Genomic DNA, 16,428 nt, shown 5'->3' on the forward strand with positions numbered 1-16,428 from the left:
GACTTGCGATCATTCATCGAATGCTTAGCAAATCTCCTATTTTTCAGTCGTTTTTGACGCCCTTGGTATCTTAAATATGCTAGTAAGTTATAAGTGGTTAAAAGAGTTAGTAGACATTGATGTGGCGAGCGCTGAGTTGGCTGAGAAAATGTCAACGACAGGAATTGAAGTGGAAGGTGTGACATCACCAGCTGCTGGCTTGTCGAAAATTGTTGTTGGTGAGGTGGTATCGTGTGAGGATGTTCCAGATACCCACCTGCATGTCTGTCAAGTTAATGTCGGAGAAGAGGAGAACCGTCAGATTGTCTGTGGTGCTCCAAATATTGGCGCAGGCATCAAGGTCATGGTGGCTCTGCCGGGTGCTCGCATTGCGGATAATTATAAGATTAAAAAAGGGAAAATCCGTGGCTTGGAGTCACTGGGCATGATCTGCTCTCTCGGTGAGCTGGGCATTTCTGATTCTGTCGTGCCAAAGGAATTTGCGGATGGTATTCAAATCCTGCCTGAAGAAGCAGTGCCGGGCGAGGAAGTCTTCTCTTATCTGGACTTGGATGATGAGATTATCGAACTTTCCATCACACCAAACCGAGCTGATGCTCTGTCTATGCGTGGGGTGGCTCATGAAGTGGCTGCCATCTATGACAAGTCAGTACATTTCAAAGATTTTCCGCTGGTGGAAAATGAAAAGCAGGCAGAGGACAGTCTTTCAGTAGCCCTTGAGACAGAGAAAGCTCCTTATTACGCGGCTCGTATCTTGGAAAATGTCACTATTGCCCCAAGTCCTCAGTGGCTGCAAAATCTCCTCATGAACGAAGGAATCCGTCCGATTAACAATGTAGTGGATGTGACCAACTATATTCTGCTCTACTTTGGTCAGCCCATGCATGCCTTTGATTTGGATACGTTTGATGGTGACCAGATTGTCGTGCGGGAAGCGCGTGCTGGTGAAAAACTGGTGACACTGGATGGCGAAGAGCGGGATTTGGAAGTCAGCGATTTAGTTATCACTGTCGCGGACAAATCAGTAGCCCTTGCAGGTGTTATGGGGGGGCAAGCAACAGAAATCTCTGGCCAGTCCACTCGTGTTGTTCTGGAGGCAGCAGTCTTTGATGGTAAATCAATCCGCAAGACCAGCGGTCGCCTTAACCTGCGCTCAGAATCATCTTCCCGCTTTGAAAAAGGCATCAATGTGGCAACTGTCAATGAAGCTTTGGACGCGGCAGCAAGTATGATTGCGGACTTGGCAGGAGCGACTGTTCAGGCTGGGATTGTATCCACTGGCAGCTTGGATACTAGCGATGTAGAAGTGGTGTCCAGTCTCTCGGATGTCAACCGAGTTTTGGGAACAGACTTGCTTTATACAGATATTGTGGATGTCTTCCGCAGACTTGGCTTTGGCTTGTCAGGAAATGCTGAACAGTTCACTGTCAGCGTGCCTCGCCGTCGCTGGGATATTTCAATCGAAGCAGACCTCTATGAAGAAATTGCCCGCATTTACGGCTATGACAAATTGCCAGCTAGCCTGCCAAAAGATGACGGAACTGCTGGTGAATTGACTGCAACGCAACAACTGCGCCGACAAGTGCGGACTTTAGCAGAGGGAGCTGGACTGACAGAAATCATCACCTATGCTTTGACGACGCCAGAAAAGGCGATTGAGTTCACTCTCAATCCTAGCAACTTGACTGAGCTCATGTGGCCAATGACAGTGGAGCGCTCTGTTCTTCGTCAGAACATGGTTTCCGGCATTTTGGACTCCCTAGCCTACAATGTAGCTCGTAAGAATAAGAATCTAGCTCTCTATGAGATTGGAAAAATCTTTGAGCAGACTGGCAATCCTAAGGAAGATCTGCCAAACGAAATCAATAGCTTTGCCTTTGCTTTGACAGGTCTGGTTAATGAAAAAGACTTCCAGACCAAGCCAGCAGCAGTTGATTTCTTCTATGCTAAGGGTGTAGTGGAGGCACTCTTTGATAAGTTGGGCTTGACAGCTGAATACGCGGCTAGCAGCCAGATTAAGAGCCTGCATCCTGGGCGGACTGCTTTAATTTCTATCAAAGGACAGCCTGTCGGCTTTGTCGGTCAAGTCCATCCTGCGACAGCCAAGGCTTACGATATTCCTGAAACTTATGTGGCTGAGCTCAACCTGTCTGCTATCGAAGAGCAACTCCAGCCAGCACAGCCATTTACAGAAATCACTAAATTCCCAGCTGTCAGCCGTGATGTGGCACTCTTGCTCAAGGCTGAAATCACTCACCAAGAGGTCCTTGATGCAATCCAAGCAGCTGGTGTCAAGCGCTTGACCGATATTAAGCTCTTTGATATCTTCTCTGGTGACAAGCTGGGTGTTGGCCTCAAATCTATGGCCTACAGCCTGACTTTCCAAAATCCAGAAGCTAGCCTGACCGACGAAGAAGTGGCTAAATATATGGAAAAAATCGAAAAATCTCTGACCGAAAAACTTGGTGCAGAGGTACGTTAATGAACGATTCCCCAGTCATGTGATTGGGGATTTTGATTAATACTTTTCGAAATCTTTTTCCAATCATAGTTGATTTACAGGTTCGCTTAGCTTTCTGTCTTGGTAAGCTTATTACTGGGATACGAGTAATGATGTAGACGACACGAGAAGTATTCGAAATTGAAAATCAGTAGGAAAAGTAATCATGGAAAATTCAAACCAAATCTCCCAATGTCAGACTCTTTGGGCTAGAAATAAATATCTGGTTCTCAGTCATTCCAGTAAGATCTATCTGGAAATCCGCCAATATCTAAAAAGTGACTCGGTGGAAGCAGCACATGTCCAAGACTTGATTGACCAGGCGGTAGCCCTGCCAGAAAACCGCGGTCAGGTCTGCAATGCCTTTCAGCATGTTTGGGGCTATTTTAAGAAAAAAGCTAGTACAACTGAAAAAGAAGATTTTATGCACCTTTTGCTTCGTTACCAATCCGGTCAGGCTGAGCAAAAAGACTTGGTAAGAGCTGTAAGGGATCTGCTAGTAAAGTACCCTAATCCTTATCTGCAGCAGTCGACCTTGTTATTTGGGGATGAGGCATGAAGCTCTGAAATCAAGGGGAAAGAATAAGTTTGCTCGTCTAGTAGCTTTGAGGGGTGTAGATCGTAAGAATAATTTGTTAGGCTTATTAACAATATTATTTTGACTGGTTTCGATAAAGGCTTCACCTCGAGCAAAACGTGTCTTTAAGATATGATTGGAGAAAAAATGTTTTTTACTTATCAGGGAAATAAATTATATTATAAAGTGATTGGTCAAGGAAAGCCAGTCTTGGCAATTCATGGTTTGGGCTGTTCATCTGAATTGATGGAAGGATGTTTGGAACCTATTTTTGAGAAACATGCTGACTATAAAAGGATTTATTTAGATTTGCCTGGCATGGGTAGGTCTGATGCCAATCCTGCTTTTGCAAGTGCGGATGCGATTTTAGAGATGATCTTAAACTTTATAGAGACTGTAATCAGCGGACACACCTTTCTCTTAGCTGGAGAGTCTTATGGTGGCTATCTTGCTAGAGGAATTTTGGCTAAGAAAAGGTCGGAGATTGATGGTTTGCTGCTTATTTGTCCAGTAGTTGTACCCAATCCGCAAGAAAGAATTCTGCCAAAAGACAGCCTGCTAATTAGAGAGGTAGGTTTTGATACAGCAGGCAAAAGCGAAGATTTCGTTGATTTAGCGATTTTACAGACTAAAGAAACTTATCGACGGTTTGCAAAAGAAATCCTAGTAGGGCTTCAGATGATGAATGTTCCCTTTGTCCAAAAGCTGCAAGAAAACTATGCTTTTTCGCTTGAAGTGGATCAAGAGATACAGGAAAAGAGCTATGACAAGCCCAGTCTTTTTATAGCAGGAAAGCAGGACCAAGTCGTGGGCTTCCAGCAGTTAGCCCAGCTGTCTCACTATTATCCAAGGGCAACTCATGCTGTAATGGATCTTGCTGGCCACAATGCACAGATAGATCAAGAGGCTCTCTTTACGGCCTTGGTTGAAAATTGGCTCAAGCGAATTGAACTTTCCTGATACTACAAGATTTAATATGTTGAACAGATGCAGATGAAAATAGAAAAAAGCGGTGTGACCGCTTTTTTGCTTATTATCCCCAGAATTTTTGGGCGATTTCTTGGCCTTGTTTGATTTTGGCCCATTGTTGTTCAATGGTGAGTTCGTTTCCAGAGTCACAAGAGGCGAAGCCGCATTGGTGGGAGAGCAAGAGTCGTTCTTTTGGTAGAATGGTTGCTGCTTTCTCGAGTAGGTCTAGGACGCGTTTTTCGTCATCCAAGGCTGTCGTCTTACTGGAGAGCAGTCCTAAAACGACTTCCGCATTCTTGTCCTTCAAAGCTGCTAGAGCTGATATATCACCAGCTACATCGCTGTCCCACTCTAGGAAGTAGCGATCATAATGTTGGTCACGTAGGAATTTTTCCGCGATAGCTTCGTAGGTACCCTCAGCAGCAGAGCGGCTTTCGTAGTTACCACGGCAGTTGTGGGTCCAGACAGTTAGTCCCAACTCATGGGCATAGTCCACGACTACGTTATTAATAGCGACAAACTCGTCTGCTAGGTCAGCCAGACTAGCATTGCCTTCAGCAAAGAAGCTGGCAGGATTGGACTCGTCAAAGAGCTCCCAGAGACAGTCGTCAAACTGGATAATCTGTCCGCCAGCAGCCTTATAGTCGTCCAAAAATTCCTTATAGGCTTGAATCAAGCCTTTTTTCAAATCTTCATTGGTCTCATAAACTTGTCCTGGTCCCGCCAAGCGATCAAAGACAGCTAACTCAGTATAAGCATGGGCAGGCCCCCAGACAGTCAGCTTGGTATCTTCACCAGCAGCCTCTTCCTTGACTAGCTTATAAATCTCGATAAAGTGATGGTTTTTACCAGAGAGTGGTGCAGTGATACGGATACCAATATCTTTCCGAGTCTCGTATTGCCCGCCGTCGTGGTCCTTGAAGGTATAGCCGTGGTCGGCAATGTAGCGCTCGATTCCCTTAAGTCCCCAGACAAAGTCCAGATGCCACATGGATTTAGAGTATTCTCCATCCGTCAGGATGTCAATACCCTTAGCCTTTTGCTCAGCAACAATCTCCTTGATGTCAGCTGTCTCCGTCTCATGGTAGCCTGGGAAGCTGTCGTAGAAGGGGTATTGAATATCATCGCGGTGCTCAATTTCTGTCTTATACTGGCGGAGATTTTCTGGGCGCAGAAGAGATCCAACCAGTTTGAATTTCGATTTTGTCATAAGATTTCTCACTTTCATTAGGGATTATGGTCTATTGTATCGAAAATCCCTCGGAAATAAAATAGTTAATTCTGCTGATAGGGTATAGCCGAAAACTATTGCTAGCGTTTCCTGAAATTTGTCTTTCAAATCAAAGTATCTTCTCCATCACTGTTTCCTGAGCCTGAAGCGCTAATCGCTCATAGAAACGCAGGGCTACGACATTGTCGTTCCAAACATTAAGAGTCAGATTATAGCAACAGATTTCCCGAGCATAGTCTTCCACAAAGCGGTAAAGCTGCTCGCCAACCTTTTGTCCTCTGGCTTTCTCATTTACACATAAGTCCTCGATAAAAAGTGTCTTGATGGGATTGAGTACAGGACTGACAGGTTCCTTGATGGAGCAAAAAAGATGACCGAGGATTTCTCCGGATTCACTTTCAAAGACGAAAATAGGGGTGGACTCTTGACTCAGAATCTTCTCTAGCTCTTCATTGCTAAACTTGCTGCCCTTGGCCTTGAAAATGTCCGGACGAGCCTGATGATGGACAAGCAGAATTTGCTGAAGGAGTTCTTGGAGTGCAGGAATATCGCTGACTTGGGCTTTTCTGATTGGCATAATTTTCTCCTTTTATCTTTTATAGAATCATTATACGAGCGAAGGTCATTTTGTCAAGCGAGCTCGGAAAGACTAACAGAACAAGTAGCGTCTAAATAGCAAATGTCAATCAGAGTGCGTCATTTCCTTTATATGTATTTTCCTTATAATAAAAACTGCTTTTTCTTGACAAATGAAACAGACAAGTGTAGAATATAAGTATAAACTACAAATGTAGAAAAAGGAGAAAACGATATGACTATTACAAAAAAAGCCTTTATCGGAATTCTATCTCTGACAGCAGCAGTTCTATTGGCTGCCTGCTCAGGCAATACTAACCAAGGAGGGGATACTAGTTCATCACAGAATACGCAAGACCAGACATCACAATCTGCACAAAATCAGACTTCGCAGTCATCAGCTGCATCATCCTCTAATCAGCCTTCATCATCATCAAATGCAGGGCAGGCTACTAATCTAGACGGGCGCTATCAAGCAACCGACCATGATGGTGACCAGCATGTCCTAGAAATCAATGGTACGACTGGTACTTGGACTGAGACCGAGGTAGATGGCAGTAAGGAAATCAAGCAGGTACAAGTTGATGCTGCTAACCAAAGACTGATTGTCGGTGATGATGCTAAAAGCTATCGTCAAAATGGCAATCAGCTGATTGTGGACGAATTGGATGATGATCCAGACACTCTGACCTTTACCAAGCAGTAAAGCGCTTTTCATTCTGCTCAGGACAACAGGGATGAGCAGTGAGGAATTAAACTAGGAAACTCTGAGAAAAGAGTTTCCTTTTTTATAAGAATTTTATCTTAAATAATGTCAAAAATTTGACTTCTAGGGTGCTCTAAGTTGTATAATAGTTACTATAAAGATATCAAAGGAGAAGAAACGATGAAATTGGCAGTTTATACAAAAGCTGGCCAAGTTGGTCTAGCAGAAATAGGTCGCCCACAAATCATTGAGGCAGATGATGCCATTATTCGGATTGTTCGGACCTGTGTCTGTGGCTCTGACCTATGGCGCTACCGCAGTCCGGATATTGAAGCAGGCCATCAAAATAGCGGGCATGAAGCGATTGGAATTGTCGAAGAAATCGGAGATGCAGTAACGACTGTTAAACCTGGTGACTTCGTTATCGCACCTTTCACTCATGGATGCGGGCAATGTGATGCCTGCCGAGCAGGATTTGATGGCACCTGTGATTCTCATATTGGGAATAACTGGTCAAATGGGGTGCAGGCAGAATATATGCGCTTCGAATTTGCTAACTGGGCACTTATCAAAATTCCGGGTCAGCCTTCTGATTATACAGAAGGAATGCTCAAATCATTCTTGACACTGGCTGATGTCATGCCAACTGGCTACCATGCTGCGCGAGTGGCAGATGTTAAGCCTGGTGATAAGGTGGTCGTTATTGGCGACGGAGCTGTTGGGCAATGCGCTGTGATCGCTGCTAAAATGCGTGGTGCTTCCCAAATCGTTCTTATGAGCCGTCACGAAGATCGACAAAAGATGGCCTTGGAATCCGGTGCGACAGCTGTTGTTGCAGAACGTGGCGAAGACGGAATTGCCAAGGTCCGTGAAATCCTTGGTGGTGGTGCAGATGCAGCTCTGGAATGTGTTGGAACAGAAGCAGCTGTTGATCAAGCTCTGGGAGTTCTTCACAACGGCGGCCGCTTAGGCTTTGTCGGTGTGCCACACTATAATAACCGAGCACTTGGTTCTACCTTTGCTCAAAATATTACAGTGGCAGGCGGAGCAGCCTCTGTCACGACTTACGACAAGCAAATCTTGCTCAAGGCAGTTCTTGACGGCGATATTAATCCGGGCAAGGTCTTTACTTCAAGCTACAAACTGGAAGATATCGATCAAGCTTATAAAGATATGGATAAACGCAAGACCATTAAGTCCATGATTGTCTTTGATTAGGTAAAGAAGAAAACAGCCTTGCTGCGGTCTCTTTAAGATGGCAGTAGGCTGTTTTTGCATGGCTTGGTAGTTCTTTTCATGAAAGGAAATTCATTCTTTATGCTCTTTACACCAAGTTATCCATCTTGACCATTCGGCAGCCAGGTGGAGCTGGTGTTCTTTGATAAGGATGTCTGGACAAAGGCTAGGGAATTCAACGCAGAATCGGGCTTCCAAGCCTTTTTCTATGTCGCGAAACTGATGGCGAATTCCACCGATATTGCAACCGTTCGCTAGTCTGGCGACACCGACAGATTGGAAGGGATAAGACGCATCACGAGGCTCCTCTATCTCAGCTTCACCACCAAGGTCAAGAAAAAACTGTGTCGGCAGAGGGCTATTTCCTGCGGTCTCAATGACTTCCAGTTTGTCCCCGTACGGCTGCAAGGCATAATGATCCGGACAGGCACCAAGATTGACTCGTTTATGAACATTTGTCTTTTCTAACATCAACTTTTCTAGCATTATACTGAAAGAAGCGGCAGTCAGTCCACTTGCAAAAATCGTGATGATAGCTCTTTTTCGTGGTTTCTTGGACCATTTGGCCGCCCATTTCATCAAACATTGGCTCCATTTGAGTTTGGTTCCGATTTGCTGGATTAGCTCTTCGTATGTCAGCTTCATTTTTGCTTCCAGTAAGGCTTGGTCTAAAATCTCCGTGTTGTCAGTATTAGGCAGCTGTAGATTAAGTATCTTAGCTGCTTTATGGATTCTCTGCTTCCGCCATTGCTCAATTCTTTCTTGACTGACTTCCTTTTGATTGATCATAATTTTCATCTTTTAATCCTCTTGTTCTTGTCTTCTGCTTATATTTATTATATAGTGGGAGCTGGATGGCATACAAGCATCAATTTTAGATAGACTGTTGCATTTTGAGGTGAATGGTATGTATGAGAAAAAAAGAAGAGAGACAGAAAAGCGGATAGAGACTAGCTTGCTGCAGTTGATGAAAGAGCAGACTTTTGAGAGCATCAGTATTCGCCAATTGATTGACTTGGCAGAGATGAATCGCAGTACTTTTTATCGGCATTATTTGGATAAATATGATCTGCTGGAGAAGATAGAAGACCGCTTGCTAGGTGATTTGCAGGCCTATTATCAAGAGGTTCTAGAATCTGCCTGCTTGTTCAAGTTAGAAAAGGATTTTAAAGTGGAAGACTATATCCATGAGAAACAAAATCTTTTTCATTTTTTTGAGCCTTACTTGGAAGACTTGGCCATTTTTTTGGGTCCAAATGGCAGTCCAACTAGTTCGAGGCGATTGCAGGAAGCTGTGAGGGAGATTTTCTGGCAGAGTATTTCCTTGGCTGATCCACATTTAGAGGAGGTTGAGGTGGACTTGCTCCTGAATCATCAAGCCGCGTCCTTTATGGGAACCCTGACTTACTGGCTGGCTCATCCTTGCTATAAGGCTCAGCAAATGAGTGATTTTCATGCTAGGGTGACCTCTGTCGGTCTGGCGGGCTTTGTCAGAGAGCATATGGAGGGGGATTGACAGGATAGTTTTTCCAGCTTGCTTCTTGTATGGTATAATAGTCTCGAATATCTCAAAGGAGGATAGCTTTGTTTTTAGCTTTTAAAGAGATTGTCTACAGTCGCGGACGCTATCGTTTAGTGGTTGCTGTGGTATTTCTCATTACCTATATGGTTTTCTTTTTATCTAGTCTTTCCGTCGGTTTGGCTAGGCTCAATCGCTTGGCTTTGGACCAATGGCAGGCTGAGTCAATCGTCTTGTCGGAGTACGCTAATAAGAATCTAATAGCTTCGACTCTCAAGGAAGAGGAGTACAGCCGCCTGCTTCAAGGGGACTCAATCGCTGCTTTGGGACAAACGTCAGCAGTGGCCAATTATGAAGATGGGACTGATAAACTCAATGCTCAGGTTTTTGGTCTCTCTTGGGATAGTTTTCTAGCGCCTGACATTATTGAGGGACGTCCTGCTGAAACTGCTTATGAAGTCATTGCGGATAAGCGTCTGCAGCAAAAAGGTGTGAAACTAGGCGACCAGCTTCAGCTTAATGGAAGTGAGCGCCTCTATCAGGTTGTTGGTTTCACAGAGGATAACAGCTTCTTTACGCAACCTGTAATTTTTATGGATCTAGATGATTTCAGGGAATTAAAGTACGGCTCTAGTCAGGTTAAGAATATCAGTGCACTTGTGGTCAAGGATGGTCAGAAGATTGAAGAAGCTGGACTTAGTCAACTCTCTATGAATGATTTTATAGAAAATATCCCTGGCTATCAGCCTCAGGTACTGACTTTTTCCTTTATGATTGGGGCCATGGTTTTGATTACATTTTTGGTATTGGGAATTTTCATGTATATTATTACCATCCAAAAGACGCATCTTTACGGTATTATGCGCGCCCAAGGAATTGCCAGTGGGAAGATTATTGCTTCTATTTTTTGGCAGATTTTCATCCTGTCCACTCTGGGAATCAGCTTAGCTGTCTTGGCTCTCTTGGGAACCCAGCTAGTCTTGCCGGCTTCTATGCCTTTTTACAGTGACTGGAGAGCTTATGCTGGTTTAATTATCCTCATTGTTTTCATGTCACTGGCTGGCGGACTCTTGTCCATTCATCGGGTTCTGAAAATTGACCCTATCACAGCGATTGGAGGTGAGTAAATGTCAATCATAGAACTAAAAGGAGTTACAAAAGAATATGGTCAGGGGCATACGCTGGTTCAAGCCCTGAAACCAACTGATTTCCAACTAGAAGCAGGGCAGTTTGTAGCTATTATTGGGCCATCAGGCTCAGGAAAAACAACCTTTCTTACCTTGCTAGGGCATTTGCAAACTCCCTCAAAAGGACAGATTCTCCTGCATGGGAAAGATACTTCCCAGCTCAAGGAAAAGGAACGAGCTGCTCTACGCTTCAATGATTTCGGCTTTATTTTGCAGACTTCCAATCTCATTCCTTTTTTGAAAATCGAAGACCAGTTCCAGCTGATTGACCGCTTATCTAAAAAGGAAAGAACAGATCTAGACAGTCTGATTGAGTTGCTAGATCTACAAGGAACACTCAAGCAGTATCCGAAAGAATTGTCTGGCGGAGAACGGCAGAGAGCTGCTATCGCTCGAGCACTTTATAATAGCCCTGATATTATTTTGGCTGATGAGCCGACAGCTAGTCTGGATACGGAGCGGGCCAAGCGCGTGGTCCATTTGCTCAAAGAGGTGACCCAGAAATTCCATAAGAGCGTGGTCATGATTACTCACGATACCCGCCTGCTGGACGAGGTTGACAAGGTCTATGAGATGCAAGACGGAGTGTTGACTCAAGTTCGATAAAGCTTTAGAAGTGTTATGCAATCAAACAGAGAAAAAACAAGGAGATAGCCATGATTCATTATAAAATAAATCCTCAGCTGGATTTTGCAGCAGTGCTAGACCTCTATGCTTCAGTTGGTTGGAGCAATTACACTAATCGACCTCAGCAGTTAGAGCAAGCCTTCCATCAGTCCTTGTTTGTGATGGCGGCCTATGATGATGAAGAGTTGGTTGGTTTGATCCGAGTGGTCGGAGATGGGCTTACCATTGTCTTTATTCAGGATTTGCTGGTGTATCCACTCTACCAGCGTCAGGGGATTGGCCGAAGCCTTCTTCAGCAGACGTTGGAAAGATTTAAGGATGTTTACCAAATCCAGTTGGCAACGGAGCAATCAGATAAAAATCTAACTTTTTATCAAGAGCTCGGCTTTCGCCGACAGGAAGATTTCGACTGTACTGGCATGATTTATGCACCCAATAAAAAGTAAAATTCTATAGGAGTTTGTTAATAAGCTCCTTTTGTCATGTTTACAAGAAAAAAAGGAATAGAACTAGACCGATGAAAATATTTCTCGGTCTCTTTTGTTTTTCCTTGACAGTTAAATTATCAGAATTTATAATAAAGGAAGAAAGGTGATAACAGTGTTATCAAATTGAAAGCATGAAAAAAGAAACAGATGAGTTAAACGAAAAAATCTTGGAAAGCGCGAGGAGTGAGTTCTTAGCTTATGGCTATCAGGATGCTTCACTGCGGAGAATTTGTCGCGCTGCTGGCTTGACGACTGGGGCTCTTTATAAGCGCTATGAGAGTAAGGACAGTCTCTTTGTTGCCCTGCTTGAGCCTACTTTGACAGCCTTAGATCAGTATGGACAAGAGCAGAAGCGACGTGACTATGCTTTCCTAGAAGAGGGACACCTGTCTGATATGTGGGCCCATCGCTTGGAGGATCTCCAGTCCCTGATGCGGATTCTCTATGAGCATAAGGATATTATGCAGCTCTTGCTCTTTAAATCTCAGGGATCTTCGCAAGCGGACTTCAGGATGCGTCTGCCTCATTTGGCTGCAGACGAGACTTATCGCTATTTGGAGCTGGCATACAAAGAGGGTAAGATCAATCATTTGGTCAAACACGAGTTTCTGCGATCGTGCATGACAGCTTATTACACTGCTGTATTTGAGCCCTTGGCTCAAGACTGGCCCCAAGAGCAGGCGCTGGAATTTTGCCATTCCATCATGGACTTGTTTGACTGGGGAGGTTTGCTAGGTTTTTGATAGAAAGAAGGAAATTCTATGAAGAAAAAATCTGTCCTTGCTTGGATCTGGGACTTTGTTTCCCTTCATAAGATATATTTTGAGATATATTTTGTGCTCAGTCTGATCTTTGCCTTTGCCTCTGTGATTTCAGGATTTCTGCCTTATTTCTTTATTGGTGGAATGATTAATCAGCTCTTGGCTGGCAATAAAAACTGGGATTTTTACCTGCAGCAGTCAGCGTGGGCAGGTCTGGCCTGGATTGGCTACTGGGGATTTCACGGTATTTCCACCATGCTGTCGCATACGGCTACTTTTAAGATTCTAGCGGAAATGCGGCGTCGCCTGACAGACAAGCTAGCTAGGCTGCCTCTAGGCACAGTGCTTAGTCAGTCATCAGGGAGTTATAAAAACATTATCGTTGAGCGGGTAGATGCGACCGAAACGACCTTGGCTCACCTGATTCCAGAGTTTACCGCTGGGATTTTTGGTCCGATTATTGTTCTCATTGCCATGCTGGTTATCGATTGGCGGCTGACCTTGCTGTCTCTCCTGACTATTCCCATCGTGGTGCTGGCCTATATGCGGATGGTTGCCAATAGCGAAGCAGACTATCAAAATACTCTGGTCAAGACCAAAAAACTCAATGATACAGCGGTGGAATACATCAATGGGATTGAAGTCATCAAGGTTTTTGGCAAGGAAAAGTTCTCTTACGATAAGTTTGTGACGGCTGCTAGAGAAGGAGCAGATTGCTTTATTGAGTGGATGCGCAAGTTCAATCTGGAGATGGGCATTGTGACTGCTTTTCTGCCATCAGGCTTGCTCTTTCTTCTGCCGGCTGGCTGTTATTTCTATCTGCAAGGCAGTTTGACTGCCAGCAATTTTATTCTGATGATTATTCTTTCGCTCAGTCTTCTGACTCCTCTGATTTTAGTGGCTAGTTACATGGACGATTTACGGAAAATAGGCACTATTTTTGGCCAAGTCATTGATATTCTGGAAAAGCCTGATTTGGAAAGGCCTCAGGAGCTGAGAGAACTTCCAAAAGGAAGGGATCTGGTTATGACGGATGTCAGCTTTGGCTATACAGATGAAGAGGAAGTACTGCACGACATTTCGCTAGATATTAAGGCTGGCAGCATCAATGCTTTAGTCGGCCCATCAGGCTCGGGTAAGTCTACAATTGCTAAGCTTCTGGCTTCTTTCTGGGATGTCACTTCTGGTCAGATTACCTATGGTGGCTTGGATATTCGTCAGCTTCCGCTAGATTATTACAGTCGGCAGATTGCTTACGTGACCCAGGATAACTATCTCTTTGATGAGACTATTATGGAAAATATCCGGATGGGAAATCCAGCAGCTTCTGATGAAGAGGTCATCGAAATTGCCCGTCGCTGTGGCTGTTATGACTTTATCATGAACTTAGAAGACGGCTTTGAAACTCAAGTAGGCTCTGGCGGCGGCCATCTATCTGGTGGGGAGCGTCAGCGGATTGCTATCGCCCGTGCCATGCTTAAGGATGCACCGATTCTTATCTTGGATGAAGCGACTGCTTATACAGATCCAGAAAATGAAGCACGGATCCAGTCCAGTCTAGCTCGTTTGATTGAGGGACGGACCTTGATTGTCATTGCCCACAGGCTGTCTACTATTATGAGTGCAGACCAGATAGTCTTGGTCAATGATGGTCGGATTGAAGCTAGAGGTCGGCATGAAGAATTGCTGACAACCAGTCCGCTTTACGCTTCCATGTGGCAGGCCCATATTGCTACCAAGGATAATAGTGAGATGGAAGGAGGGCTGACTCATGCTTAATATACTGAAGAAATTCTTTGATTTCTGTACGGCAGAGGACCGTAGGAAATTTTATCAATCCATTTATCTGGGCATCATCAAGTCCTTTATCATCGCTCTGCGTATTCCAGCAATCGGCCTAGTCGTTATGGGACTGATTGAGAAGAATCTCTCTATGCAGACTTTCTGGCTGGATCTGGCTATCATGTTGGTATCCACTGTGCTAAACGTCTGGATTACCCTGAAAATCACTATGCTCCAGACGGAAGCGGGCTATCATACCTGTGCTCAGAAGCGGATTGAAATTGCTGAGCACATGCGCTATTTGCCCATGGGTTACTTTAATCAAAATAGCTTGGGCAAGATTACCAGTGTTACGACTAATACGCTGGAAGGGCTGTCTGACGTAGCTACGCGAGTGGTTATGATGACAGTGCAAGGATTTCTGACGACCGGTCTCATCACCGTTTTGGTCTTTCTCTATGACTGGCGGGTTGGACTGGTTCTCTTGGTGGGGCTCGTCCTCTTTCTCTTGCCAAATACCCTCATGCGTTGGCAAGTTGGCAAGGTTTCTGATGACAAGTATCAGGCGGATATGGACCTAGTAGCCGTTGTTTTGGAGTACAGCCAAGGTATTGCTGAAGTTAAGAACTACAATCTGGTCAACCGTTCTGCCAAGAAGCTGTCCAAGGCTATTGAAGGCAAGAGTCAGCTAGATACCAAAATGACACTTGTGACCTCACCTTACATTGCTCTCCAGGGTATGGTGACCAAGCTGACCGGTCTCTTTATGGGGCTTTTCTCTATCTACTTTTATCTCAATGGTAGTATGGAGCTGCTGGTAACCATTATGATGATTGTCAGTGGCTTTATGATTTATGAAAATCTAGACGGCGTTGGCTCATTCTCTTCTCTCCTGCGCATTGTTGATCTGTCGGTTGACATGGTCAATCAAGTCTTGGCTATCCAGCCGATGGACATCAGCGGTCAGGATATTGAGCCTAAGAGCAGCCGGATTGAGCTGAGAGACGTTAGCTTCTCTTATGGAAATAAGAAAATCATTGACCAGGTTTCCCTCACCATTCCAGAAAAAACGACAACTGCTCTGGTCGGACCTTCTGGATCAGGCAAAACAACGCTTTGTAACCTCATTGCCCGCTTCTGGGATGTGGACCAAGGAAGTATCAGTCTAGGCGGGCATGATGTTAGGGATTACAGCTATGACAGTCTGATTCGTAATTTCAGCTTTGTCTTCCAAAGCGTCTATCTCTTTGAGGATACCATTGCCAATAACATTCGTTTTGGCAAGCCGGAGGCCAGTCAGGAAGAAGTGATAGAGGCTGCCAAGAAAGCAGCCTGTCATGACTTTATCCTCTCGCTGCCTGATGGTTATGACACCAAGATTGGTGAAGGAGGTGCTAGTCTTTCTGGAGGTGAGCGTCAGCGCATTTCCATTGCACGAGCAATTATCAAGGATGCGCCTATTATCATTCTGGATGAAGCAACAGCCAATGTTGACCCAGAAAACGAAGAAGCCCTCATGCAGGCTATTCAGGCTTTGACTCGCGATAAGACCATTATCATGATTGCCCACCGACTTAAGACGGTTGAGCATGCAGACCAGATTTTGGTGCTGGATCAAGGTCGCATTGTCGAGCAAGGTAAACACCAAGACTTACTGGCCAAACAAGGTATTTACAGTAAATTTATCCAAGAAAGAAAAACAGCCACCAGCTGGCGGATTGAGATGGGTGAGTGATAACCTAATACAGCAAGCTATTTGGCTTGCTGTTTTTAATTTCGAGAAAGGATGGTATAATAATCATAAAGATTAACGAGCAGAAGTAGGAGAAAGATGGAAAGAGCAGAGAAGCGGCCTCCTGGCCGGGCCTTTAGTTTGCATGATTTGAGCACTCGGAAGATTTGGCTGGAAAGCAATCATTTGCATGTTCAGTTTGATTATATGATTGATTATAGTCAGGAGGGCGAAAAGTATTATGAAGCTGGCATTTGCTTTGAAAATGTTGAGCTTGATTATTGTCAAATCTACATTTTGGACAGTCAAGAAAATCGGGCATTCACTGGTGTTTACTATCCATTAGAACATTTTCTAAAAGAATATCCGCAATTTATTATTACAATTATTCACGAATATTACAGTGATAAAAAGTGTCTTTGGCAGGGAGAATTATCAATGGGAAATAAGATTTCTCCTTGTCAGCTCCAAATAATGTATGAAGGTTGCATGAACTGTCGGGTCGGAAAAGAAAAAGAATAAAGAGTTTAACTACAG

16 protein-coding genes are annotated in these 16,428 nt (G+C 44.4%); 13 read left to right on the top strand and 3 right to left on the bottom strand.

What is annotated here, in order from left to right:
- The first annotated feature begins 76 nt into the window (after positions 1–76).
- The 3 genes from pheT (at position 77) to J1C77_RS04675 (ending at position 4,037) form a co-directional block, all read left to right on the top strand.
- Entirely contained in the window at positions 77–2,482 is a 2,406-nt protein-coding gene (gene pheT / locus J1C77_RS04665) for a phenylalanine--tRNA ligase subunit beta (RefSeq protein ID WP_002921614.1), read from the top strand.
- 184 nt (positions 2,483–2,666) lie between these two features.
- Positions 2,667–3,059 carry a YbgA family protein gene (locus J1C77_RS04670; RefSeq protein WP_002921612.1) on the top strand — a complete coding sequence of 131 codons (393 nt, stop codon included), beginning with the start codon at positions 2,667–2,669 and terminating at the stop codon, positions 3,057–3,059.
- Positions 3,060–3,209: 150 nt separating this feature from the next.
- Positions 3,210–4,037, top strand: a complete 828-nt coding sequence (locus tag J1C77_RS04675; protein WP_002921611.1) for an alpha/beta fold hydrolase — start codon at positions 3,210–3,212, stop codon at positions 4,035–4,037.
- 73 nt (positions 4,038–4,110) lie between these two features.
- Here the strand turns inward: J1C77_RS04675 and J1C77_RS04680 are convergent, their stop codons facing one another.
- Both J1C77_RS04680 and J1C77_RS04685 read right to left on the bottom strand, forming a co-directional pair.
- Positions 4,111–5,256, bottom strand: a complete 1,146-nt coding sequence (locus tag J1C77_RS04680; protein ID WP_042762924.1) for a cobalamin-independent methionine synthase II family protein — start codon at positions 5,254–5,256, stop codon at positions 4,111–4,113.
- Between the two features lie 130 nt (positions 5,257–5,386).
- On the bottom strand, positions 5,387–5,854 hold the full coding sequence (locus J1C77_RS04685) for a GNAT family N-acetyltransferase (protein ID WP_002921607.1): 468 nt from the start codon (positions 5,852–5,854) through the stop codon (positions 5,387–5,389).
- 234 nt (positions 5,855–6,088) lie between these two features.
- Between J1C77_RS04685 and J1C77_RS04690 the strand changes: the two genes are divergently transcribed.
- Together J1C77_RS04690 and J1C77_RS04695 are read left to right on the top strand one after the other, a co-directional pair.
- Positions 6,089–6,559 carry an SP_0198 family lipoprotein gene (locus tag J1C77_RS04690; RefSeq protein WP_002897787.1) on the top strand — a complete coding sequence of 157 codons (471 nt, stop codon included), beginning with the start codon at positions 6,089–6,091 and terminating at the stop codon, positions 6,557–6,559.
- Positions 6,560–6,739: 180 nt separating this feature from the next.
- Complete coding sequence (locus tag J1C77_RS04695) at positions 6,740–7,777, top strand: zinc-binding dehydrogenase (RefSeq protein WP_002921605.1); 1,038 nt, start codon at positions 6,740–6,742, stop codon at positions 7,775–7,777.
- Between the two features lie 90 nt (positions 7,778–7,867).
- Here J1C77_RS04695 and J1C77_RS04700 read toward each other — a convergent pair whose 3' ends face one another.
- On the bottom strand, positions 7,868–8,593 hold the full coding sequence (locus J1C77_RS04700; RefSeq protein WP_002921603.1) for a hypothetical protein: 726 nt from the start codon (positions 8,591–8,593) through the stop codon (positions 7,868–7,870).
- A 109-nt stretch (positions 8,594–8,702) separates the two neighbouring features.
- Between J1C77_RS04700 and J1C77_RS04705 the strand changes: the two genes are divergently transcribed.
- From J1C77_RS04705 to J1C77_RS04740, 8 genes are all read left to right on the top strand, one after another.
- Positions 8,703–9,311, top strand: coding sequence for a TetR/AcrR family transcriptional regulator (locus tag J1C77_RS04705; RefSeq protein ID WP_002921602.1), 609 nt, complete (start codon positions 8,703–8,705; stop codon positions 9,309–9,311).
- A 68-nt stretch (positions 9,312–9,379) separates the two neighbouring features.
- The gene (locus J1C77_RS04710) at positions 9,380–10,441 is read left to right on the top strand and encodes an ABC transporter permease (RefSeq protein WP_002921600.1); all 1,062 of its coding nucleotides are present in this window, start codon (positions 9,380–9,382) and stop codon (positions 10,439–10,441) included.
- Positions 10,442–11,107, top strand: a complete 666-nt coding sequence (locus J1C77_RS04715; protein ID WP_002921598.1) for an ABC transporter ATP-binding protein — start codon at positions 10,442–10,444, stop codon at positions 11,105–11,107.
- A 50-nt stretch (positions 11,108–11,157) separates the two neighbouring features.
- Positions 11,158–11,574: a GNAT family N-acetyltransferase gene (locus J1C77_RS04720; protein ID WP_002921592.1), complete on the top strand. Its 417-nt coding sequence runs from the start codon at positions 11,158–11,160 to the stop codon at positions 11,572–11,574.
- 173 nt (positions 11,575–11,747) lie between these two features.
- Positions 11,748–12,359, top strand: a complete 612-nt coding sequence (locus tag J1C77_RS04725) for a TetR/AcrR family transcriptional regulator (protein ID WP_002921591.1) — start codon at positions 11,748–11,750, stop codon at positions 12,357–12,359.
- An 18-nt stretch (positions 12,360–12,377) separates the two neighbouring features.
- Positions 12,378–14,156: an ABC transporter ATP-binding protein gene (locus tag J1C77_RS04730; protein WP_002921585.1), complete on the top strand. Its 1,779-nt coding sequence runs from the start codon at positions 12,378–12,380 to the stop codon at positions 14,154–14,156.
- The gene (locus J1C77_RS04735; RefSeq protein WP_002921584.1) at positions 14,149–15,894 is read left to right on the top strand and encodes an ABC transporter ATP-binding protein; all 1,746 of its coding nucleotides are present in this window, start codon (positions 14,149–14,151) and stop codon (positions 15,892–15,894) included. The genes J1C77_RS04730 and J1C77_RS04735 overlap by 8 nt, the downstream gene beginning before the upstream one ends.
- Positions 15,895–15,990: 96 nt before the next feature.
- A complete protein-coding gene (locus J1C77_RS04740) occupies positions 15,991–16,413 on the top strand; it encodes a hypothetical protein (protein WP_002921583.1) in 423 nt (140 codons plus the stop codon).
- Positions 16,414–16,428: the final 15 nt, after the last annotated feature.

The sequence above is a fragment of the Streptococcus sanguinis genome (assembly GCF_050223295.1).
GTDB classification, from domain to species: Bacteria; Bacillota; Bacilli; order Lactobacillales; family Streptococcaceae; genus Streptococcus; species Streptococcus sanguinis_X.